The organism is Lysobacter sp. F60174L2 (assembly GCF_052547135.1).
Window position 1 is genome coordinate 843,710 of sequence record NZ_JBQWRA010000001.1, and the last position, 14,938, is coordinate 858,647.

The window sequence follows — 14,938 nt, forward strand, 5'->3', positions numbered from 1 at the left end:
GAATCCCGTTGCTCTTGCAGGTCGGCGTCAGCCGCGATCGAATCCCCGGGGGCCGGCACCCTCGCGATGTGCCTCGCGCGCCGCGCGGGCCAGCCGCGCGCCACGGTTCAGCCCGATCCGCACGCCCAGCGGCACCGACTCCCACGGCAGCCGTTCAAGCAGGTTGCGCACGGTCAGGCCGAGCTCGACGTCGCCGGTCAGCACCAGCCGGCGCTGGAAGAACAGGGTGTCCGCATCCTCCAGCCGCGCGGCAAGCAGCAACAGGTCGGTCGCGGTGCCGCGCACGCTGGCTTCCGCGGAGTCGTCGCCGACACGCAGGCGGTCGCCATCGCGTTCGACCGTCCAGCGCAGGCCGAGGTCGGTCACCTCGATGCCGAGCCGTCGGCCCTGCATGAAGTCGAGGTCGCCGCTGGCCAGTGATGGCGCCAGCACCTTGCTGCAGGCCCGTTCGATGGCGCGGTGCCGCGACGCGGCCGGCAGCGCGCGCAGGGCCGGTGCGAGCCGGCGCGGAGGTGGCAGTAAACGCAGCAGCCAGCGTGCGGGCGCTGCGCCCGGCGCTGCGGATGGAGTGTCGGAAGGGTTCGGCATGATGGCGGGCATGGTGCGCGCCGACGACCGGTCACGGCCTTGACCCAGGTCATCCGCGCGACGTTGCCGGCGCCGGGCATCGGCAATGGCGAGCGTGATCGCTGCGCGGGCGGTGTCGGCCGGCACGCCGACACGGGCAGCCAGCCGCTGCGCGCGTACATGCACCCGAGCCTCGCGCTGGAGGTCATGCACCGGCCGACGCTGCGCGCGCTTGCATCGACCGGCCGCCACGGCAAGCCGACCGCGCACGGCCAGCAACAGCAGCGAGGCGTCGTCGACGACATCGATCGCGCGGCGCACTTCGGCCAGCGCGAGTCGCGCCGCTGTACTCACCGGCCGGGTCGCCCCAGGGTCCAGGCGGGCGGATCGCTGGCCGGGAAGCTGTCCTCCAGCGCATTGTCGATGGCCTGCTCCCGTGCGACGGCCACGGGGTCGTTGCGCGCCACGCGTGCGGAAAGGCCGGCGGCAAATATCATCTCGATCACGCTGCCACCCAGGGCCAGTTCGAACTCGCCCAGGTCGCCCACCTCGAAGTCGCTCATGTCGCTCTCCCGCTATCCGGGGTTGTCCCCGCAGGTACAGCAGACTCCTGCCACGCAGCGACCGCGCTGATCTGGATCAAGCCGGCGCCAGCGTCCAGCGCGTCCGGATCCGCCGGTCCTCCCTGCCAACTGGACAGGCCTTCGCACCGGGTTGATCCGGGTCAACACAAGCTGAACGGAAACCGTCATGCTTTTGCCCAGGCGGCAGTCCCGCAACGCCCAACCATCGAGGGGATCCCACATGAAGCCCATTACCCGCATCGTGTTCGCCGCGGTCTTTGCGCTGGCGCTGGCCGCCTGCGACGGCGGCGACGCACCGCCGGACACGTCCAGGCCGACCGCCGGCGCCGACGAGGGCGGGACCGGCGGTTCGCGCAAGGGCGACTTCGGTCCGCCGCGCGGAAAGCCCGTCGAGGCGGTGCTGACCAGCCCGCCGCACGTGCCGCCGCCGACCGGCCGCGACTACCCGGCCAAGGTCGTGGTCGAGCTGGAGGTCATCGAGAAGGTCATGCCGATTTCCGAGGGCGTGGACTACACGTTCTGGACCTTCGGCGGCACCGTGCCGGGCAGCTTCATCCGCGTGCGCCAGGGCGACACCGTGGAGTTCCACCTGCGCAACATGCCCGACAGCAAGATGCCCCACAACATCGACCTGCACGGCGTCACCGGCCCCGGTGGCGGCGCGACGTCGAGCTTCACCGCCCCCGGCCACGTCACCCGCTTCAGCTTCAAGGCGCTCAACGCCGGGCTGTACGTCTACCACTGCGCCACCGCGCCGGTCGGCATGCACGTGGCCAACGGCATGTACGGGCTGATCCTGGTCGAGCCGCCGGAGGGCCTGCCGCCGGTCGACAAGGAGTACTACGTGATGCAGGGCGACTTCTACACGACGGGCAAGTACCGCGAGAAGGGCCTGCAGGGCTTCGACATGGAGAAGGCGATCGACGAGAACCCGACCTACGTGCTGTTCAACGGCAGCGAAGGCTCGCTGACCGGTGACAAGGTGCTGACCGCCAACACCGGCGAGAACGTGCGCCTGTACGTCGGCAACGGCGGCCCCAACCTGGTATCGAGTTTCCACGTGATCGGCGAGATCTTCGACAAGGTCTGGTACGAGGGCGGCACCAAGTACCAGGAAAACGTGCAGACCACGCTGATCCCGTCCGGCGGCGCGGCGATGATGGAGTTCCACATGGAGGTGCCGGGCAGCTACGTGCTGGTCGACCACAGCCTGTTCCGCGCCTTCAACAAGGGCGCGCTCGGCATCCTCCAGGCCAGCGGCCCGGAGGACAAGTCGATCTACTCCGGCCTGGAGGTCGACGCGGTCTACATCGGCGACCGCGCGCAGGCCAACATGCAGGCGGTGACGGTGGCGGCCGAAGCGGCCAGCACCGGTGATCTGACGATCGAGGATCAGATCAAGGCCGGCGAGGCGCTGTTCCTGGGCACCTGCTCGACCTGCCACCAGGCCAACGGCACCGGCATGGCGGGCGTGTTCCCGCCGCTGGCGAACTCCGACTACATCGCGGCCGACCCCAAGGCCCTGCCGCGGGTGATCCTGCACGGCCTGGAAGGCCCGGTCACGGTCAACGGCACCGACTACAACTCGATCATGCCGCCGATGAGCCAGCTGACCGACGACGAGGTCGCCAACATCTCCACCTACGTGCTCAACAGCTGGGGCAACCCGGGCGGGCACGTGACCAAGGCCGAGGCAGCGGAAATCCGCAAGGTGAAACCGGCCAACGCCTCGGCGGGCCACTGACGTGATCCGCCGGGCAGCCACCATCGCACTGTTGCTCGCGCTTCCCGTCGCCGGCGTGGTTGCCGGCAACGGGGCTGGCGGGGACTACGCGACACTGCCCGGCGGCAGCTTCCGCAGTGCGCTCGACTACGAGGACATCCCGGGCAACGTCAGGGTCGCGCCGTTCGCGATGATGAAGCGGCCGGTGACCAACGGCGAGTTCCTTGCTTTCGTGCAGGCCAACCCGCAATGGCGGCGCGACCGCGTCCCCAGCGTCATGGCCGAGCAGCGCTACCTGTCGCACTGGGCCGGCCCGCTCGAGCTGGGCACAGATGCGACCGCCGCGCAGCCGGTGGTTCAGGTCAGCTGGTTCGCCGCCGCCGCCTATTGCGAGGCACGCGGTGCGCGGCTGCCGAGCTGGAACGAGTGGGAGTACGCCGCGGCGGCCGACGAGACCCGTCGCGACGCCCGCAAGGACCCGGTCTGGCGCGAGCGCATCCTGGCCTGGTACTCGCGCCCGTCCAGCAGCGCATTGCCGCGCGCCGGCCTGCAGACGCCCAACGCCTACGGCGTGCAGGACCTGCATGGACTGGTCTGGGAATGGACCGACGATTACTCGTCGCTGCTGGTCGCGGTCGACAGCCGCAAGCAGGGCGACCCCGACAACGCCCGCTTCTGCGGAGCCGGGGCGCTGTCGATGGACGACCGCGACAACTACGCGGTGCTGATGCGGGTGGCGATGCTGTCCTCGCTCGACGCCCCCGACACCACCGCCAACCTCGGCTTCCGCTGCGTCAAGGACCTGCCATGAACCTGTTACGTGCGTTTGCCCTCGCCGCCCTGATGGTGGCGCTGCCGGCCACCGCCGCCGACGCGCCGCTGCCGCGCGACTCGGTCTACCAGCTGCCGGTGCAGCTGACCGACCACGCCGGCACGACCCGGCCGTGGAGCGCGCTGCGCGGCCAGCCGCGACTGGTCGGGATGTTCTACACCTCGTGCCAGTACATCTGCCCGCTGATCGTCGACAGCGGCAAGGCGATCGAGCGCCAGTTGTCGGCCGGCCAGGCCCGGCTCGGCATCGTCCTGATCAGCATGGACCCGGCCCGCGACGACCCGGCCGCGCTGAAGAAGGTGGTCGACCAGCGCAAGCTCGACACGGCGCGCTGGACCCTCGCCAGCCCGCCGGCCGACGAAGTACGAAGCGTCGCCGGCGTGCTCGGCATCCGCTACCGCGCACTCGCCGACGGCGAGTTCAACCACACCAGCGCGCTGGTCCTGCTCGATGCCGACGGTCGTATCCTGGCGCGCACCGAGCAGATGGGCAGCAAGCCGGACCCGGAGTTCGTCGCCGCGGTGAAGCAGGCGCTGCGCTAGCCGCTATGCGCCTCGTCCGGGCTGTTGCCGGGCCAGGCGACCCAACGTCACAAGTGCACCTTGCGCGCGTGCATCCAGCGGATGCCCGCAGTTGAGCCGGAGGCAGTTGCCGAAGCCGCGACTGGCGGAAAACATCGGCCCCGGCGCGATGCTGATGCCGTTCGCGATCGCCTTGCGCTGGATCGCCAGAGCATCGACACCTTCAGGCAACTCCAGCCACAGGAAGTAGCCGCCGCCCGGCCGGGTGACGCGGGTGCCGCGGGGGAAGTGCCGGCCGACCGCCGCCAGGCAGTCCGACTGCTGCGCGGCCAGGGCCTTGCGCAGCCGCCGCAGGTGGCGGTCGAAGCCGCCGCGCTGCAGGTAATGGGCGATCGCCAGTTGCGACGGCACGTTGGTGTTGAGCGTGGTGGTCAGCTTGTGCCGGGCGATCCGCCCGGCGAACCGCCCACCCGCGACCCAGCCGATCCGGTGCCCCGGCGCCAGGCACTTGGAGAACGACGAGCAGTGCATCACCAGCCCGTCGCGATCGAACGCCTTGGCCGGCACCGGCCGCTCGCTGCCGAAGTACAGCTCGGCGTAGACGTCGTCCTCGATCAGCGGAATGCCGTGCCGCGCCAGCAGCTCGACCAGTGCGCGCTTGCGCTCGACCGGCATGCTGGCGCCGAGCGGGTTCTGGAAGTTGCTCATCACCCAGCACGCCTTCGGTGCGTGGCGGGCGATCGCCGCCTCCACCGCATCCAGATCGATGCCCTCGCGCGGATGGGTCGGCACCTCGATCGCGCGCAACTTGCGGCGCTCCAGGATCTGCAGGGTGGCGTAGAAGCACGGCGATTCGACCAGCACCGCGTCGCCCGGCCCGGTCACCGCGCCGATGCACAGGTTCAGCGCTTCCAGCGCACCGTTCGTGACGACGATGCCGTCGGCGTCGACCGGCACGCCGCCGAGCAGGTAGCGCAGCGCGATCTGCCGGCGCAGTTCGGCATTGCCCGGGGTCAGGTCGTCGACCGTGCTCCACGGGTCGATATGCGGCGCGGTGGTGGCCAGCGCCCGGCCGAGGCGGTCCAGCGGGAACAGCAGCGGACTCGGGAACGCCGAGCCGAACGGCACCACGTCGCGGGCCATCGACGCCTGCATGACCTCGAACACCAGCTCGCTGACATCGACGCTGCGCGACTCGCCGTCCGGGCGCGATGCCAGTTCCGGCTCCGGCGGCTGGGCCGCGGCGGCGCGGGTCACGTAATAGCCCGAGCGTGGCCGCGATTCGGCCAGCCCGCGCGCCTCCAGCAGGTAGTAGGCCTGGAACACGGTCGACGGACTGACCCGGCGCGCGGCGCTGGCCTGACGCACCGAGGGCAGCCGGTCGCCCGGCTTGAGCACGCCGCGCCGGATGGAGTCGGCGACGTCTTCGGCGAGGGCTTCGTAGCGCTTCATGGGCGGCGGACCTGAACAGACCCAACTGATATGGTTTTTTTCGCGGTTTCCTGAGTCTACGCCGGCTGATCCGGTTCACCTATCCTGCCAGCCGTCCCAATGGATCGCGCGTGCGCCAATGAACCCGCTTGTCGAACTCAATCTCGCCCTGATCCTGTTCCTGCCCTGGTACGCGATCCTGGCCGTGCTGTTCTGGCTGTTCCCGCGCCAGCCGCGCACCTTCGCGCGCAAGGCGTTCGACAGCGCCAGCCTGGTGCTGGCGACCGCGCTGTCGGCCTGGAGCATGTACTGGAGCATCGGCAGCGCGGACCCGCAGTACGGCCACATGTGGGGACAGATACTGGCGACCTCGTTGTCCTACGGCGTGTTCCTGGCCGCCATGGCCGTGGCGATGCTGCTGCGCTGGCGCTGGCTGCGCGGGCGTGCGGCGGTGGACTTCGGTTCCGCGCCGGCTGCGACCGGAGGCTCCGTGCCATGAAGACGCTTTTCATCCTGGCCTTCCTCGGCCTGATCATCTACAACCTCGGCGCCGGCCTGTATTACATGCTGGTCGACACCGGCAAGAGCAAGCGCACGGTCAACGCGCTGACCCGGCGCATCGTGCTCTCGATCGCGCTGATCGGAATGGTCGCGATCGGGATCTACACCGGCGTGATCGACCCGCACGGCGTCGTCGCCTGAGCCTCGCCTCACACCCCGGGTGTAACCTGCCGGGGTGGAATTGATCTGGATCAAGCGGCTCGCCCACCGCGGCCGCGAAAATAACCGCGACAGCAAAACCAAGGCCTGCCATGACTGCGATCGACCCCGCCCCGGCGGCCGGTGCCCCTGCATCGGCCACTGCGCATGACCACGTGCCGGATTCCACGCGCGGCTTCTACAACGACAAGGTGGTGCACCAGTTCGTGGTCGCGACCATGTTCTGGGGCATCGTTGGCATGGCGGTCGGCGTGTTCATCGCCGCCCAGCTGTACTGGCCGGCGCTCGGCGAAGGCATCGCCTGGCTCGGCTACGGTCGCCTGCGGCCGCTGCACACCAACGGCGTGATCTTCGCGTTCGGTGGCTCGGTGCTGTTCGCCACCTCGCTGTACGTGGTCCAGCGCACCTGCCATGTGCGATTGATCTCCGACAAGCTCGCCAGCTTCGTGTTCTGGGGCTGGCAGGCGGCGATGGTCGGCGCGCTCATCACGCTGCCGCTGGGCATCACCCAGGGCAAGGAATACGCCGAGCTGGAATGGCCGCTCGACATCCTCATCGCGATCGTCTGGGTCGCCTACGGCTGGCTGTTCTTCGGCACGATCGCCAAGCGCCGGGTCAAGCACATCTACGTCGCCAACTGGTTCTACGGCGCCTACGTGATTGCGGTCGGCCTGCTGCACATCGTCAACAACCTGGCGATCCCGGCCGGGCTGTGGAAGTCGTACCCGGTCTACAGCGGCGCAGTCGATGCGATGGCGCAGTGGTGGTACGGCCACAACGCGGTCGCGTTCCTGCTGACCGTCGGCTACCTGGCAATGATGTATTACTTCGTGCCCAAGCAGGCGCAGCGGCCGATCTACTCGTACCGGCTGTCGATCGTGCACTTCTGGGCGCTGATCTCGATCTACATGTGGGCCGGCCCGCACCACCTGCACTACACCGCGCTGCCGGACTGGGCGCAGTCGGTCGGCATGGTGTTCTCGGTGATCCTGCTGGTGCCGTCGTGGGGCGGTGCGATGAACGGCATCCTCACGTTGTCGGGGGTCTGGCACAAGCTGCGCACCGACCCGATCCTGAAGTTCCTGATCGTGGCGATCAGCTTCTACATGATCGCGACCTTCGAAGGCCCGCTGCTGTCGATCAAGACGGTCAACTCGCTAAGCCACTACACCGACTGGACCATCGGCCACGTCCACGCCGGCACCCTGGGCTGGGTGGCGATGATCTCGGTCGGCTCGGTGTACTCGCTGTACCCGCGGCTGGTCGGGGTCGAGAAGATGTACTCGACCAAGTGGATCGACGCGCACTTCTGGATGCACACGCTCGGCGTGGTGTTCTACATCGTCTCGATGTGGATCGCCGGCATCACCCAGGGCCTGATGTGGCGCGCGACCAATGCCGACGGCACGCTGACCTACAGCTTCGTGGAGTCGCTGGTGGCGACCTACCCCTATTACCTGGGGCGCCTGCTGGGCGGGCTGCTGATCGTCGGCGGCATGTGCCTGATGGCGTGGAACCTGTGGCGCACGCGGCAGTTGGCGACCGTGCCGGCGGTGCATCCGGTGCTGCCGCCACACGCGGCAGAGGCGAAGGGCTGAGGGCGCGGACATGGGACTTGGACACGAGAAGATCGAGAAGAACGTCGGCCTGCTGGCAGTGCTGACGGCGGTGGCGGTATCGCTGGGCGGACTGGCGGAGATCGTGCCGCTGATGTACCAGGCCGAGGCGATCGAGCCGCTGCCGGGGGTCGAGCCCTACCCCGCGCTGGAGCTGGCCGGGCGCGACATCTACATCCGCGAGGGCTGCTACAACTGCCACTCGCAGATGGTCCGCACGCTGCGCTTCGAGACCGAGCGCTACGGCCACTATTCGCTGGCCGGCGAGTCGGTCTACGACCGGCCGTTCCAGTGGGGCTCCAAGCGCACCGGGCCGGACCTGGCACGCGTCGGCGGCCGCTATTCCGACGACTGGCACCGGGTGCACCTGGTCGACCCGCGCGCAGTGGTGCCCGAATCGAACATGCCGGCGTTCCCGTGGCTGCAGACGACGCCGGTCGACGGCGCCCAGGTCACGGTGAGCATGCAGGCGCTGCAGCATCTCGGTGATCCGTATACCGACGAGCAGATCGAGCAGGCCGCGAGCGACGTGCGCGGCAAGACCGAGCTCGACGCAGTCGTAGCCTACCTGCAGGGCCTGGGCCGGCACGCGCCGCGCGGCGCGGCGGCGGCCAGCGAGGCGGCGGCCGCGGCCGAACCGGCCGGCAACCCATCCGGGGAGGGCTGAGCGATGTTGTCGGGACTGATCACACTCGGCCTGTTGCTGGTGTTCGTGGCGATCTGGGCCTGGGCCTGGCAGCCGCGGCACAAGGCGTCGTTCGACGCCACCGCGCGGCTGGCGCTGGAGGATGACGAAAGCGAACCCGCGACCCGGGAGGACCGGCCATGAGTCCGTTCTGGTCGTGGTTCGTGATCGCGCTGACGGTGCTCAACATCGTCGGCGTGGCGTGGCTGCTGTGGTGGACCTCCAAGCGTCGCCCGGGCGATCCCAAGCCCGAGGAGACCAGCCACTACTGGGACGAGGACATCACCGAATACAACAAGCCGATGCCGCGCTGGTGGATCAACGGCTTCTACATCGCGATCGTGTTCGGCATCGGCTACCTGTTCTGGTTCGGCGGCTGGGGCAGCTTCGCCGGCATGAGCGACTGGAGCTCGGCGCGCGAGCACTCGCTGGACAAGGCCGCGTGGGACGCGACCCTGGCCGAGACCTTCCGGCCCTACGATGGCCAGCCGATCGACCGGCTGGCGACCGACCCGACCGCGGTCGAACTGGGCCGCTCGATCTTCGCCAACACCTGCGCCACCTGCCACGGCTCCTCGGCGCAGGGCGCGCTCGGCTACCCCGACCTGACCGACGACATCTGGCACTGGGGCGGCGAGCCCGAGCGCATCCTGCAGACCGTGATCGACGGCCGCGAGGGCGTCATGCCCGAGTGGGGCAAGGTGCTCACCGGCATGGGCGGCGACAACGCGGTCGACCACGTGATCGCCTACGTGCAGGTGCTCGGCACGCCGGACCAGTCGATGTACAACAACTACCGCGCGGTGCGCGGCAAGAAGCTCTACGACGGCGTCTGCGTGGCCTGCCACGGGGTCGAGGGCAAGGGCAACATCGAGCTGGGCGCACCGGACCTGACCGACGACTACTGGATGTACGGCAACAGCACCGCGTCGCTGCGCGAGACGATCGCCAACGGCCGCCACGGAAGCATGCCGGCGCATGGCGCGCTGCTCGGCGAGACCCGCTCGCGGCTGGTCGCAGCCTATGTCTGGTCGCTGTCGCATCGCGCCGAAGCCGATGCCGCCGCCGGCACCGCGGGCGGAGCGCAGTGAGCGTGCACGCGCCGCCGCCGTTCGACCACGCGCCGCGGCCGATGGCGCAGCGGGTCGGCGCGATCCTGTGGCCGAGCTTCTTCGCCGCCGGGGTCGCGACGATGGTGTTCTTCGCCTTCGTCGATCCGCTGGAGCTGCGCGACATGACCTTCCCGCACGTCGCGATCACCCGCGGCGTCGGCTACACGATCGGTTTCTTCACCTTCTGGCTTGCGACCGCGTCGTCGAGCCTGTTCACCTGGCTGTTGCTGCGCCCGGCGAGCCGTTTCAATAAGTCATTGCCACTGGAGTAATCCCCCGCGGTGAGCAAGAAGATCGACATCGACCTGCTGGACTCCGGCGGCGACTCGCTGTACGTCAGCGAGCGCAAGGTCTACCCGCGCGACGTGTCCGGCCGCTTCGACCGGCTGCGCAAGGTCGCGGTGGCCTGGCTGCTGGGCATGTACTACGTGTTCCCGTGGCTGCAGTGGGACGGGCGCCAGGCGGTGCTGTTCGACCTGCCGGCGCGCAAGTTCCACGTGTTCGGGCTGACCTTCTGGCCGCAGGACTTCACCTTCCTGGCGATGCTGCTGGTGATCCTGGCGCTGCTGCTGTTCTTCGTCACCGCGCTGGCCGGCCGGCTGTGGTGCGGCTATGCCTGTCCGCAGACCGTGTGGACCGAAGTGTTCCTGTGGATGGAACGCTGGACCGAGGGCGACCGGCCGGCGCGGATGAAGCTCGACGCCGGCCCGTGGACGCGCGAGAAGGTGCTGCGCAAGGGTGCCAAGCACTTCCTGTGGCTGGTGTTCGCGTTGTGGACCGGCTTCACCTTCGTCGGCTTCTTCACCCCGATCACCGGGCTGGGTGCGCGGGTCTGGCCATTCGACTGGAACGGCTGGGAAGTGTTCTGGGTGCTGTTCTACGCGCTGGCGACCTGGGGCAACGCCGGCTTCCTGCGCGAGCAGGTATGCAAGTACATGTGCCCGTACGCGCGCTTCCAGAGCGCGATGTTCGACCGCAACACCCTGCTGATCGCCTACGACCCGATGCGCGGCGAGCCACGTGGCCCGCGCAAGCGCGGCCTGCAGAGCGTGCTGGAGCGCGCGCGCGGGCTGCTCGATCCGGTCGCTGCCTACGACTACGTGTTCCGCGCCAGCGAGCACCCCAGCGCGGCCAGCAACCGCCTGCAGGCCGCGAGCACGGTCACCTTCGACGTCGGGCTGGAGGCCGCGCCGCTGCCGAAGTTCGCGCCCGATGAACTCGGCGACTGCATCGACTGCACCATGTGCGTGCAGGTCTGCCCGGTCGGCATCGACATCCGCAACGGCCTGCAGTACGAGTGCATCGCCTGCGGCGCCTGCATCGACGCCTGCGACGAGGTCATGGACAAGATGGGTTACCCGCACGGGCTGATCCGCTACTCGACCCAGAACGCGATCGACGGCAAGTCGACCCGGGTGCTGCGGCCGCGCATCGCGATCTATGGCGCCCTGCTGTTGGTGCTGGTAGCCGCGTGGAGCTGGGGCGTGGGCACGCGCAGCCCGCTGATCGCCGACGTGCTGCGCGACCGCAATGCGCTGTACCGCATGGCCGCCGACGGCGTCGAGAACGGCTACACGCTCAAGCTGGTCAACAAGACCGACGCTACGCAGAACTACCGCGTGACGCTGGAATCGGCGAACGCCGCGATCATGCTCGACGGCGGCCCGCAGACCGTCCAGGCCGCCGGCGCGCAGGTGCTGTCGCTGCCGCTGGTGGCGACCGCGCCGGCCACGCTGAAGGGCCGCCACGAGGTCGTCTTCGTGATCGAGTCAACCGACGGCACCACCCGCGAAACCGTCGACAGCAGCTTCTTCGGACCGATGTGATGGACAACCACGACACGCCTCCGCAACAACCTTCCTCGCCCTGGCGGCAACCGGTCATCTGGCTGGTGATCGCACTGGTCGCGGCCTCGGTCATCGGCGGCATCACGATGATCGTGATCGCCAGCAACGCCGGCAACGACGACGCCGTCGCCGACCCGGTGCAGCGCACCGCGCAGGTACAGACCGCCGACCTCGGTCCCGATGCCGCCGCCCGCGAGCGCAAGCTCAGCGCGATCGTGCGGGTCGATGCCGAGCTGCAGCTGGTCGAGGTGTTGCCGGTCGACGGCGACTTCGACCCGTCCGCGCCGCTGCAACTGCACCTGCGCCACCCGGTCGAGGCCGCCGCGGACGTGACGTTGCAGTTGCAGCCGACCGAACTGGGCTGGCGTACCGACACCGAAGTCGCAGGCGACCACGACTGGAACGTAGAGCTCGGCCCGGCCGATGGCAGCTGGCGCCTGCAGGGCCGGTTGCCCGCGGGCCAGCAGGCCGCGCACCTGCAACCCGCGCTGCCGGCGCAATAGGTGCTGCGATGTCGGCGACGCTGGCCCCGGGCGTGAGCCGCGACGACCTGCTGGCCGTCGCCGCCGACGGTTGCTACCACTGCGGCGAGCCGCTGCCGGCCCGGCCGGCGCAATTGAAGGTCGATGGCCAGGCGCAGGCGTTCTGCTGCGACGGCTGCGCCGCGGCCGCGCAATGGATCCGCGACGCCGACCTCGGCGACTACTACCGCCTGCGCAGCGAGCACGCCGCACGGGTCGGCAGCGACGCGATCGACCTCGCCGTCTGGGACCGTGAGGAGCTGCTGGCCGAGCACGTGCACGACGTCCCCGGCGGCCGCGAGATCACCCTGCTCACCGACGGCATGCGTTGCGCCGCCTGCGCCTGGCTGATCGACCGCGCGCTGGCGCGCGAGGACGGCGTGCTCGAAGCCGGCGCCAACGCCATCACCGGCCGCATCCGGCTGGCCTGGGACCCGCAGCGCACCCGCCTGTCGAAACCGCTGCGGCAACTGGTCGCGCTCGGCTACCGGCCGTACCTGGCCAGTGGCGAAGCCCGCGAGGCCGCGCGCCGGCGCGAGCGCAACCGCGACCTGGTGCGGATCGGCATCGCCGGGCTCGGCTCGATGCAGGCGATGATGCTGGCCGGCTCGCTGTACCTCGACACCACCCACAGCATGCCGCTGCCGACCCGCGACTTCTTCCGCTGGCTGACCCTGCTGGTCGCGACCCCGGTGGTGTTCTACGCCGGCTGGCCGTTCATCGCCGGCGCCTGGCGCGAGTGGCGCCATCGCCAGCTCGGCATGGACACGCTGATCGCCGGTTCGACCCTGCTGGCGTACTTCGCCAGCGCGGTCGAGACCGTGCGCGGCGGCGAGCACGTCTGGTTCGACGCGGCGGTGATGTTCGTGTTCCTGCTGCTCGTCGCGCGGCAACTGGAGCAGCGCGCGCGCAACATCGCCAGCGCCCAGGTCGACGCGCTGGCGAGGGCACGGCCGGCGTTCGCGACCCGCGAACGCAGCGACGGCAGCCGCGAGTCGGTGCCGCTGGCGGCGCTGGCGGTCGACGACATCGCCTGCATCGCGGCCGGCGAGGCGGTGCCGGCCGACGGCGTGCTGCTGGACGACTCGGCGCGGTTCGAGGAAGCGCTGCTGACCGGCGAAGCCAACCCGGTCGACAAGCATGCCGGCGACCGCGTGTTCGCCGGCACCGTCTGCCGCGAGCGGCCGGCGCGGATGCGGATCACCACCACCGGCAGCGCGACCCGGCTGTCGCAGCTGTCGCGGCTGGTCGAGCGCGCGCAGGCGCAGCGGCCGGCGCTGGCGCTGATGGCCGAGCGGATCGCGCACTGGTTCGTCGCCGGGCTGCTGCTGGCGACGGTGCTGGTCTACTTCGCGTGGCGTGCGCACGACCCGGCGCGCGCGTTCGAGGTCACCCTCGCGCTGTTGGTGATCAGCTGCCCCTGCGCACTGTCGCTGGCGGTGCCGGCGGCATTGGCCTCGACCCACGGCGCGCTGGCCCGGCTCGGCGTGCTGGCGGTGCGCGAGAACACGCTGGAGCGCCTCGCCGACGCCACTGACATCGTGTTCGACAAGACCGGCACCCTCGGCGACGGCCGCCCGGTGCTGGTCGAACGCAAGGCATTCGACGGCATCGAACTGGCCGACGCGTTGCGCATCGCCGCCGCATTGGAACGCGACAGCGGCCACCCGATCGCGCTGGCGTTCGCGTCGGTTGGCGGCGCCGACCTGCCGGCCGCGCGCGAGCTGCGCACGGTGCCGGGCCACGGCATCGAGGGCGTGGTCGAGGGTCGGCGCTGGCGGCTCGGCCGCGCCGGTTTTGCCGCGGCTGCGGTCGCCGCAACCAACGCCAACGACGACGCAGGCCTCTGGCTCGGCGACGGCGAACACGCGCTGGCCCGCTTCGAGCTGGCCGAGAACGAGCGTCCCGATGCCCGCGCCGCCATCGACCTGCTGCGCGCGCAGGGCCTGACCGTGCACCTGTCGAGTGGCGACGCGGCGGTGCCGGTGCGCCGCTTCGGCCGCCAGCTCGGCATCGACGTGGTGCATTTCCGCCAGACCCCGGAAGACAAGCTGGCGTTCGTGCGCGCGCTGCAGGACGACGGGCGGCGGGTGGCGATGGTCGGCGACGGCCTCAACGATGCGCCGGTGCTGGCCGGCGCCGACGTCTCGCTGGCGATCGGCAACGGCGCCGCGCTGGCCCAGCGCGCGGCCGACCTGGTTCTGACCGGTCGCTCGCTGAAGCGGATACCGCAGGCGATCGAGCTGGCCCGCCGCACCCGCCGGGTGATCCGCCAGAACATCGCCTGGGCGCTGGGCTACAACCTGCTGGCGCTGCCGCTGGCGGCCGCCGGGCTGGTCACGCCGTGGGTCGCCGCGCTCGGCATGGCGCTGTCGTCGCTGATCGTCACCGCCAACGCGCTGCGCCTGACCCGCGCCGTACCGGGACACGACCGATGAACATCCTGCTGTTCCTGATCCCGGTCAGCATCGTGCTGATGGGCCTGGCGATCTGGGCCTTCGTCTGGGCGGTGCGACGCGGCCAGTTCGACGACCTCGACACCCCGGCGATCGATATCCTGCGCGAGGATGTCCACGACCGTCGCGCGCCGACGGCGCCATCTTCGAACGACGGTGACTCCGACGTCGACAGCGACAGCGACAGCGACGCTGCGGGCGCGAGTGCTGGTGCTGGTGCTGGTGCTGGGACTGGTGCGGATACGGATGCGGGTGGCGGGGCCGGAGCCGATGCCGCCCCGCCGCGCAACGACGCGCCGCCCCCCGACCCGCGCCGCGACTGA

At 70.0% G+C, this 14,938-nt stretch carries 17 protein-coding genes; 14 read left to right on the top strand and 3 right to left on the bottom strand.

Going from position 1 to position 14,938, the window contains the following annotated elements:
• Nucleotides 1–27 precede the first annotated feature (27 nt).
• Both ubiT and ACT9AS_RS03805 read right to left on the bottom strand, forming a co-directional pair.
• The gene (gene ubiT, locus ACT9AS_RS03800) at nt 28–921 is read right to left on the bottom strand and encodes a ubiquinone anaerobic biosynthesis accessory factor UbiT (protein WP_445098775.1); all 894 of its coding nucleotides are present in this window, start codon (nt 919–921) and stop codon (nt 28–30) included.
• Entirely contained in the window at nt 918–1,130 is a 213-nt protein-coding gene (locus tag ACT9AS_RS03805) for a hypothetical protein (protein WP_445098776.1), read from the bottom strand. Before ACT9AS_RS03805 ends, ubiT begins: the two co-directional genes overlap by 4 nt.
• 241 nt (nt 1,131–1,371) lie before the next feature.
• On the opposite strand from ACT9AS_RS03805, the gene nirK reads away from it, so the two are divergent.
• Genes nirK through ACT9AS_RS03820 form a run of 3 tightly spaced genes read left to right on the top strand, consistent with a single transcriptional unit; the run spans nt 1,372 to nt 4,248 of the window.
• Nucleotides 1,372–2,895 carry a copper-containing nitrite reductase gene (gene nirK, locus ACT9AS_RS03810; RefSeq protein ID WP_445098777.1) on the top strand — a complete coding sequence of 508 codons (1,524 nt, stop codon included), beginning with the start codon at nt 1,372–1,374 and terminating at the stop codon, nt 2,893–2,895.
• 31 nt (nt 2,896–2,926) lie between these two features.
• A complete protein-coding gene (locus ACT9AS_RS03815) occupies nt 2,927–3,685 on the top strand; it encodes an SUMF1/EgtB/PvdO family nonheme iron enzyme (protein WP_445098778.1) in 759 nt (252 codons plus the stop codon).
• A complete protein-coding gene (locus ACT9AS_RS03820; protein ID WP_445098779.1) occupies nt 3,682–4,248 on the top strand; it encodes an SCO family protein in 567 nt (188 codons plus the stop codon). Before ACT9AS_RS03815 ends, ACT9AS_RS03820 begins: the two co-directional genes overlap by 4 nt.
• A 3-nt stretch (nt 4,249–4,251) precedes the next feature.
• Here ACT9AS_RS03820 and ACT9AS_RS03825 read toward each other — a convergent pair whose 3' ends face one another.
• Nucleotides 4,252–5,679, bottom strand: a complete 1,428-nt coding sequence (locus ACT9AS_RS03825) for an aminotransferase class I/II-fold pyridoxal phosphate-dependent enzyme (RefSeq protein WP_445098780.1) — start codon at nt 5,677–5,679, stop codon at nt 4,252–4,254.
• A 118-nt stretch (nt 5,680–5,797) separates the two neighbouring features.
• On the opposite strand from ACT9AS_RS03825, the gene ACT9AS_RS03830 reads away from it, so the two are divergent.
• The 11 genes from ACT9AS_RS03830 (at nt 5,798) to ccoS (ending at nt 14,938) form a co-directional block, all read left to right on the top strand.
• On the top strand, nt 5,798–6,157 hold the full coding sequence (locus tag ACT9AS_RS03830) for a hypothetical protein (RefSeq protein ID WP_445098781.1): 360 nt from the start codon (nt 5,798–5,800) through the stop codon (nt 6,155–6,157).
• Nucleotides 6,154–6,360, top strand: a complete 207-nt coding sequence (locus ACT9AS_RS03835; protein WP_445098782.1) for a twin transmembrane helix small protein — start codon at nt 6,154–6,156, stop codon at nt 6,358–6,360. Before ACT9AS_RS03830 ends, ACT9AS_RS03835 begins: the two co-directional genes overlap by 4 nt.
• Nucleotides 6,361–6,470: 110 nt before the next feature.
• Nucleotides 6,471–7,976: a cytochrome-c oxidase, cbb3-type subunit I gene (ccoN, locus tag ACT9AS_RS03840; RefSeq protein ID WP_445098783.1), complete on the top strand. Its 1,506-nt coding sequence runs from the start codon at nt 6,471–6,473 to the stop codon at nt 7,974–7,976.
• Nucleotides 7,977–7,986: 10 nt separating this feature from the next.
• Complete coding sequence (gene ccoO / locus ACT9AS_RS03845; RefSeq protein WP_445098784.1) at nt 7,987–8,661, top strand: cytochrome-c oxidase, cbb3-type subunit II; 675 nt, start codon at nt 7,987–7,989, stop codon at nt 8,659–8,661.
• A gap of 3 nt (nt 8,662–8,664) precedes the next feature.
• Nucleotides 8,665–8,823: a CcoQ/FixQ family Cbb3-type cytochrome c oxidase assembly chaperone gene (locus tag ACT9AS_RS03850; RefSeq protein ID WP_445098785.1), complete on the top strand. Its 159-nt coding sequence runs from the start codon at nt 8,665–8,667 to the stop codon at nt 8,821–8,823.
• Nucleotides 8,820–9,770: a cytochrome-c oxidase, cbb3-type subunit III gene (gene ccoP / locus ACT9AS_RS03855; protein WP_445098786.1), complete on the top strand. Its 951-nt coding sequence runs from the start codon at nt 8,820–8,822 to the stop codon at nt 9,768–9,770. The genes ACT9AS_RS03850 and ccoP overlap by 4 nt, the downstream gene beginning before the upstream one ends.
• A 41-nt stretch (nt 9,771–9,811) precedes the next feature.
• Entirely contained in the window at nt 9,812–10,063 is a 252-nt protein-coding gene (locus ACT9AS_RS03860; protein WP_445099028.1) for a hypothetical protein, read from the top strand.
• Between the two features lie 9 nt (nt 10,064–10,072).
• A complete protein-coding gene (locus ACT9AS_RS03865) occupies nt 10,073–11,617 on the top strand; it encodes a 4Fe-4S dicluster domain-containing protein (protein WP_445098787.1) in 1,545 nt (514 codons plus the stop codon).
• The gene (locus ACT9AS_RS03870; protein ID WP_445098788.1) at nt 11,617–12,141 is read left to right on the top strand and encodes a FixH family protein; all 525 of its coding nucleotides are present in this window, start codon (nt 11,617–11,619) and stop codon (nt 12,139–12,141) included. The genes ACT9AS_RS03865 and ACT9AS_RS03870 overlap by 1 nt, the downstream gene beginning before the upstream one ends.
• Nucleotides 12,142–12,149: 8 nt before the next feature.
• Nucleotides 12,150–14,597 carry a heavy metal translocating P-type ATPase metal-binding domain-containing protein gene (locus ACT9AS_RS03875; protein ID WP_445098789.1) on the top strand — a complete coding sequence of 816 codons (2,448 nt, stop codon included), beginning with the start codon at nt 12,150–12,152 and terminating at the stop codon, nt 14,595–14,597.
• The gene (ccoS, locus tag ACT9AS_RS03880; RefSeq protein WP_445098790.1) at nt 14,594–14,938 is read left to right on the top strand and encodes a cbb3-type cytochrome oxidase assembly protein CcoS; all 345 of its coding nucleotides are present in this window, start codon (nt 14,594–14,596) and stop codon (nt 14,936–14,938) included. Before ACT9AS_RS03875 ends, ccoS begins: the two co-directional genes overlap by 4 nt.

Coding starts and splice junctions, on each gene's coding strand:
- ACT9AS_RS03805 (WP_445098776.1), bottom strand. CDS start 1,130: ATGAGCGACTTCGAGGTGGGCGACCTGGGCGAGTTCGAACTGGCCCTG.
- nirK (WP_445098777.1), top strand. CDS start 1,372: ATGAAGCCCATTACCCGCATCGTGTTCGCCGCGGTCTTTGCGCTGGCG.
- ACT9AS_RS03820 (WP_445098779.1), top strand. CDS start 3,682: ATGAACCTGTTACGTGCGTTTGCCCTCGCCGCCCTGATGGTGGCGCTG.
- ACT9AS_RS03825 (WP_445098780.1), bottom strand. CDS start 5,679: ATGAAGCGCTACGAAGCCCTCGCCGAAGACGTCGCCGACTCCATCCGG.
- ACT9AS_RS03830 (WP_445098781.1), top strand. CDS start 5,798: ATGAACCCGCTTGTCGAACTCAATCTCGCCCTGATCCTGTTCCTGCCC.
- ACT9AS_RS03835 (WP_445098782.1), top strand. CDS start 6,154: ATGAAGACGCTTTTCATCCTGGCCTTCCTCGGCCTGATCATCTACAAC.
- ccoN (WP_445098783.1), top strand. CDS start 6,471: ATGACTGCGATCGACCCCGCCCCGGCGGCCGGTGCCCCTGCATCGGCC.
- ccoO (WP_445098784.1), top strand. CDS start 7,987: ATGGGACTTGGACACGAGAAGATCGAGAAGAACGTCGGCCTGCTGGCA.
- ACT9AS_RS03850 (WP_445098785.1), top strand. CDS start 8,665: ATGTTGTCGGGACTGATCACACTCGGCCTGTTGCTGGTGTTCGTGGCG.
- ccoP (WP_445098786.1), top strand. CDS start 8,820: ATGAGTCCGTTCTGGTCGTGGTTCGTGATCGCGCTGACGGTGCTCAAC.
- ACT9AS_RS03860 (WP_445099028.1), top strand. CDS start 9,812: ATGGCGCAGCGGGTCGGCGCGATCCTGTGGCCGAGCTTCTTCGCCGCC.
- ACT9AS_RS03870 (WP_445098788.1), top strand. CDS start 11,617: ATGGACAACCACGACACGCCTCCGCAACAACCTTCCTCGCCCTGGCGG.
- ACT9AS_RS03875 (WP_445098789.1), top strand. CDS start 12,150: ATGTCGGCGACGCTGGCCCCGGGCGTGAGCCGCGACGACCTGCTGGCC.
- ccoS (WP_445098790.1), top strand. CDS start 14,594: ATGAACATCCTGCTGTTCCTGATCCCGGTCAGCATCGTGCTGATGGGC.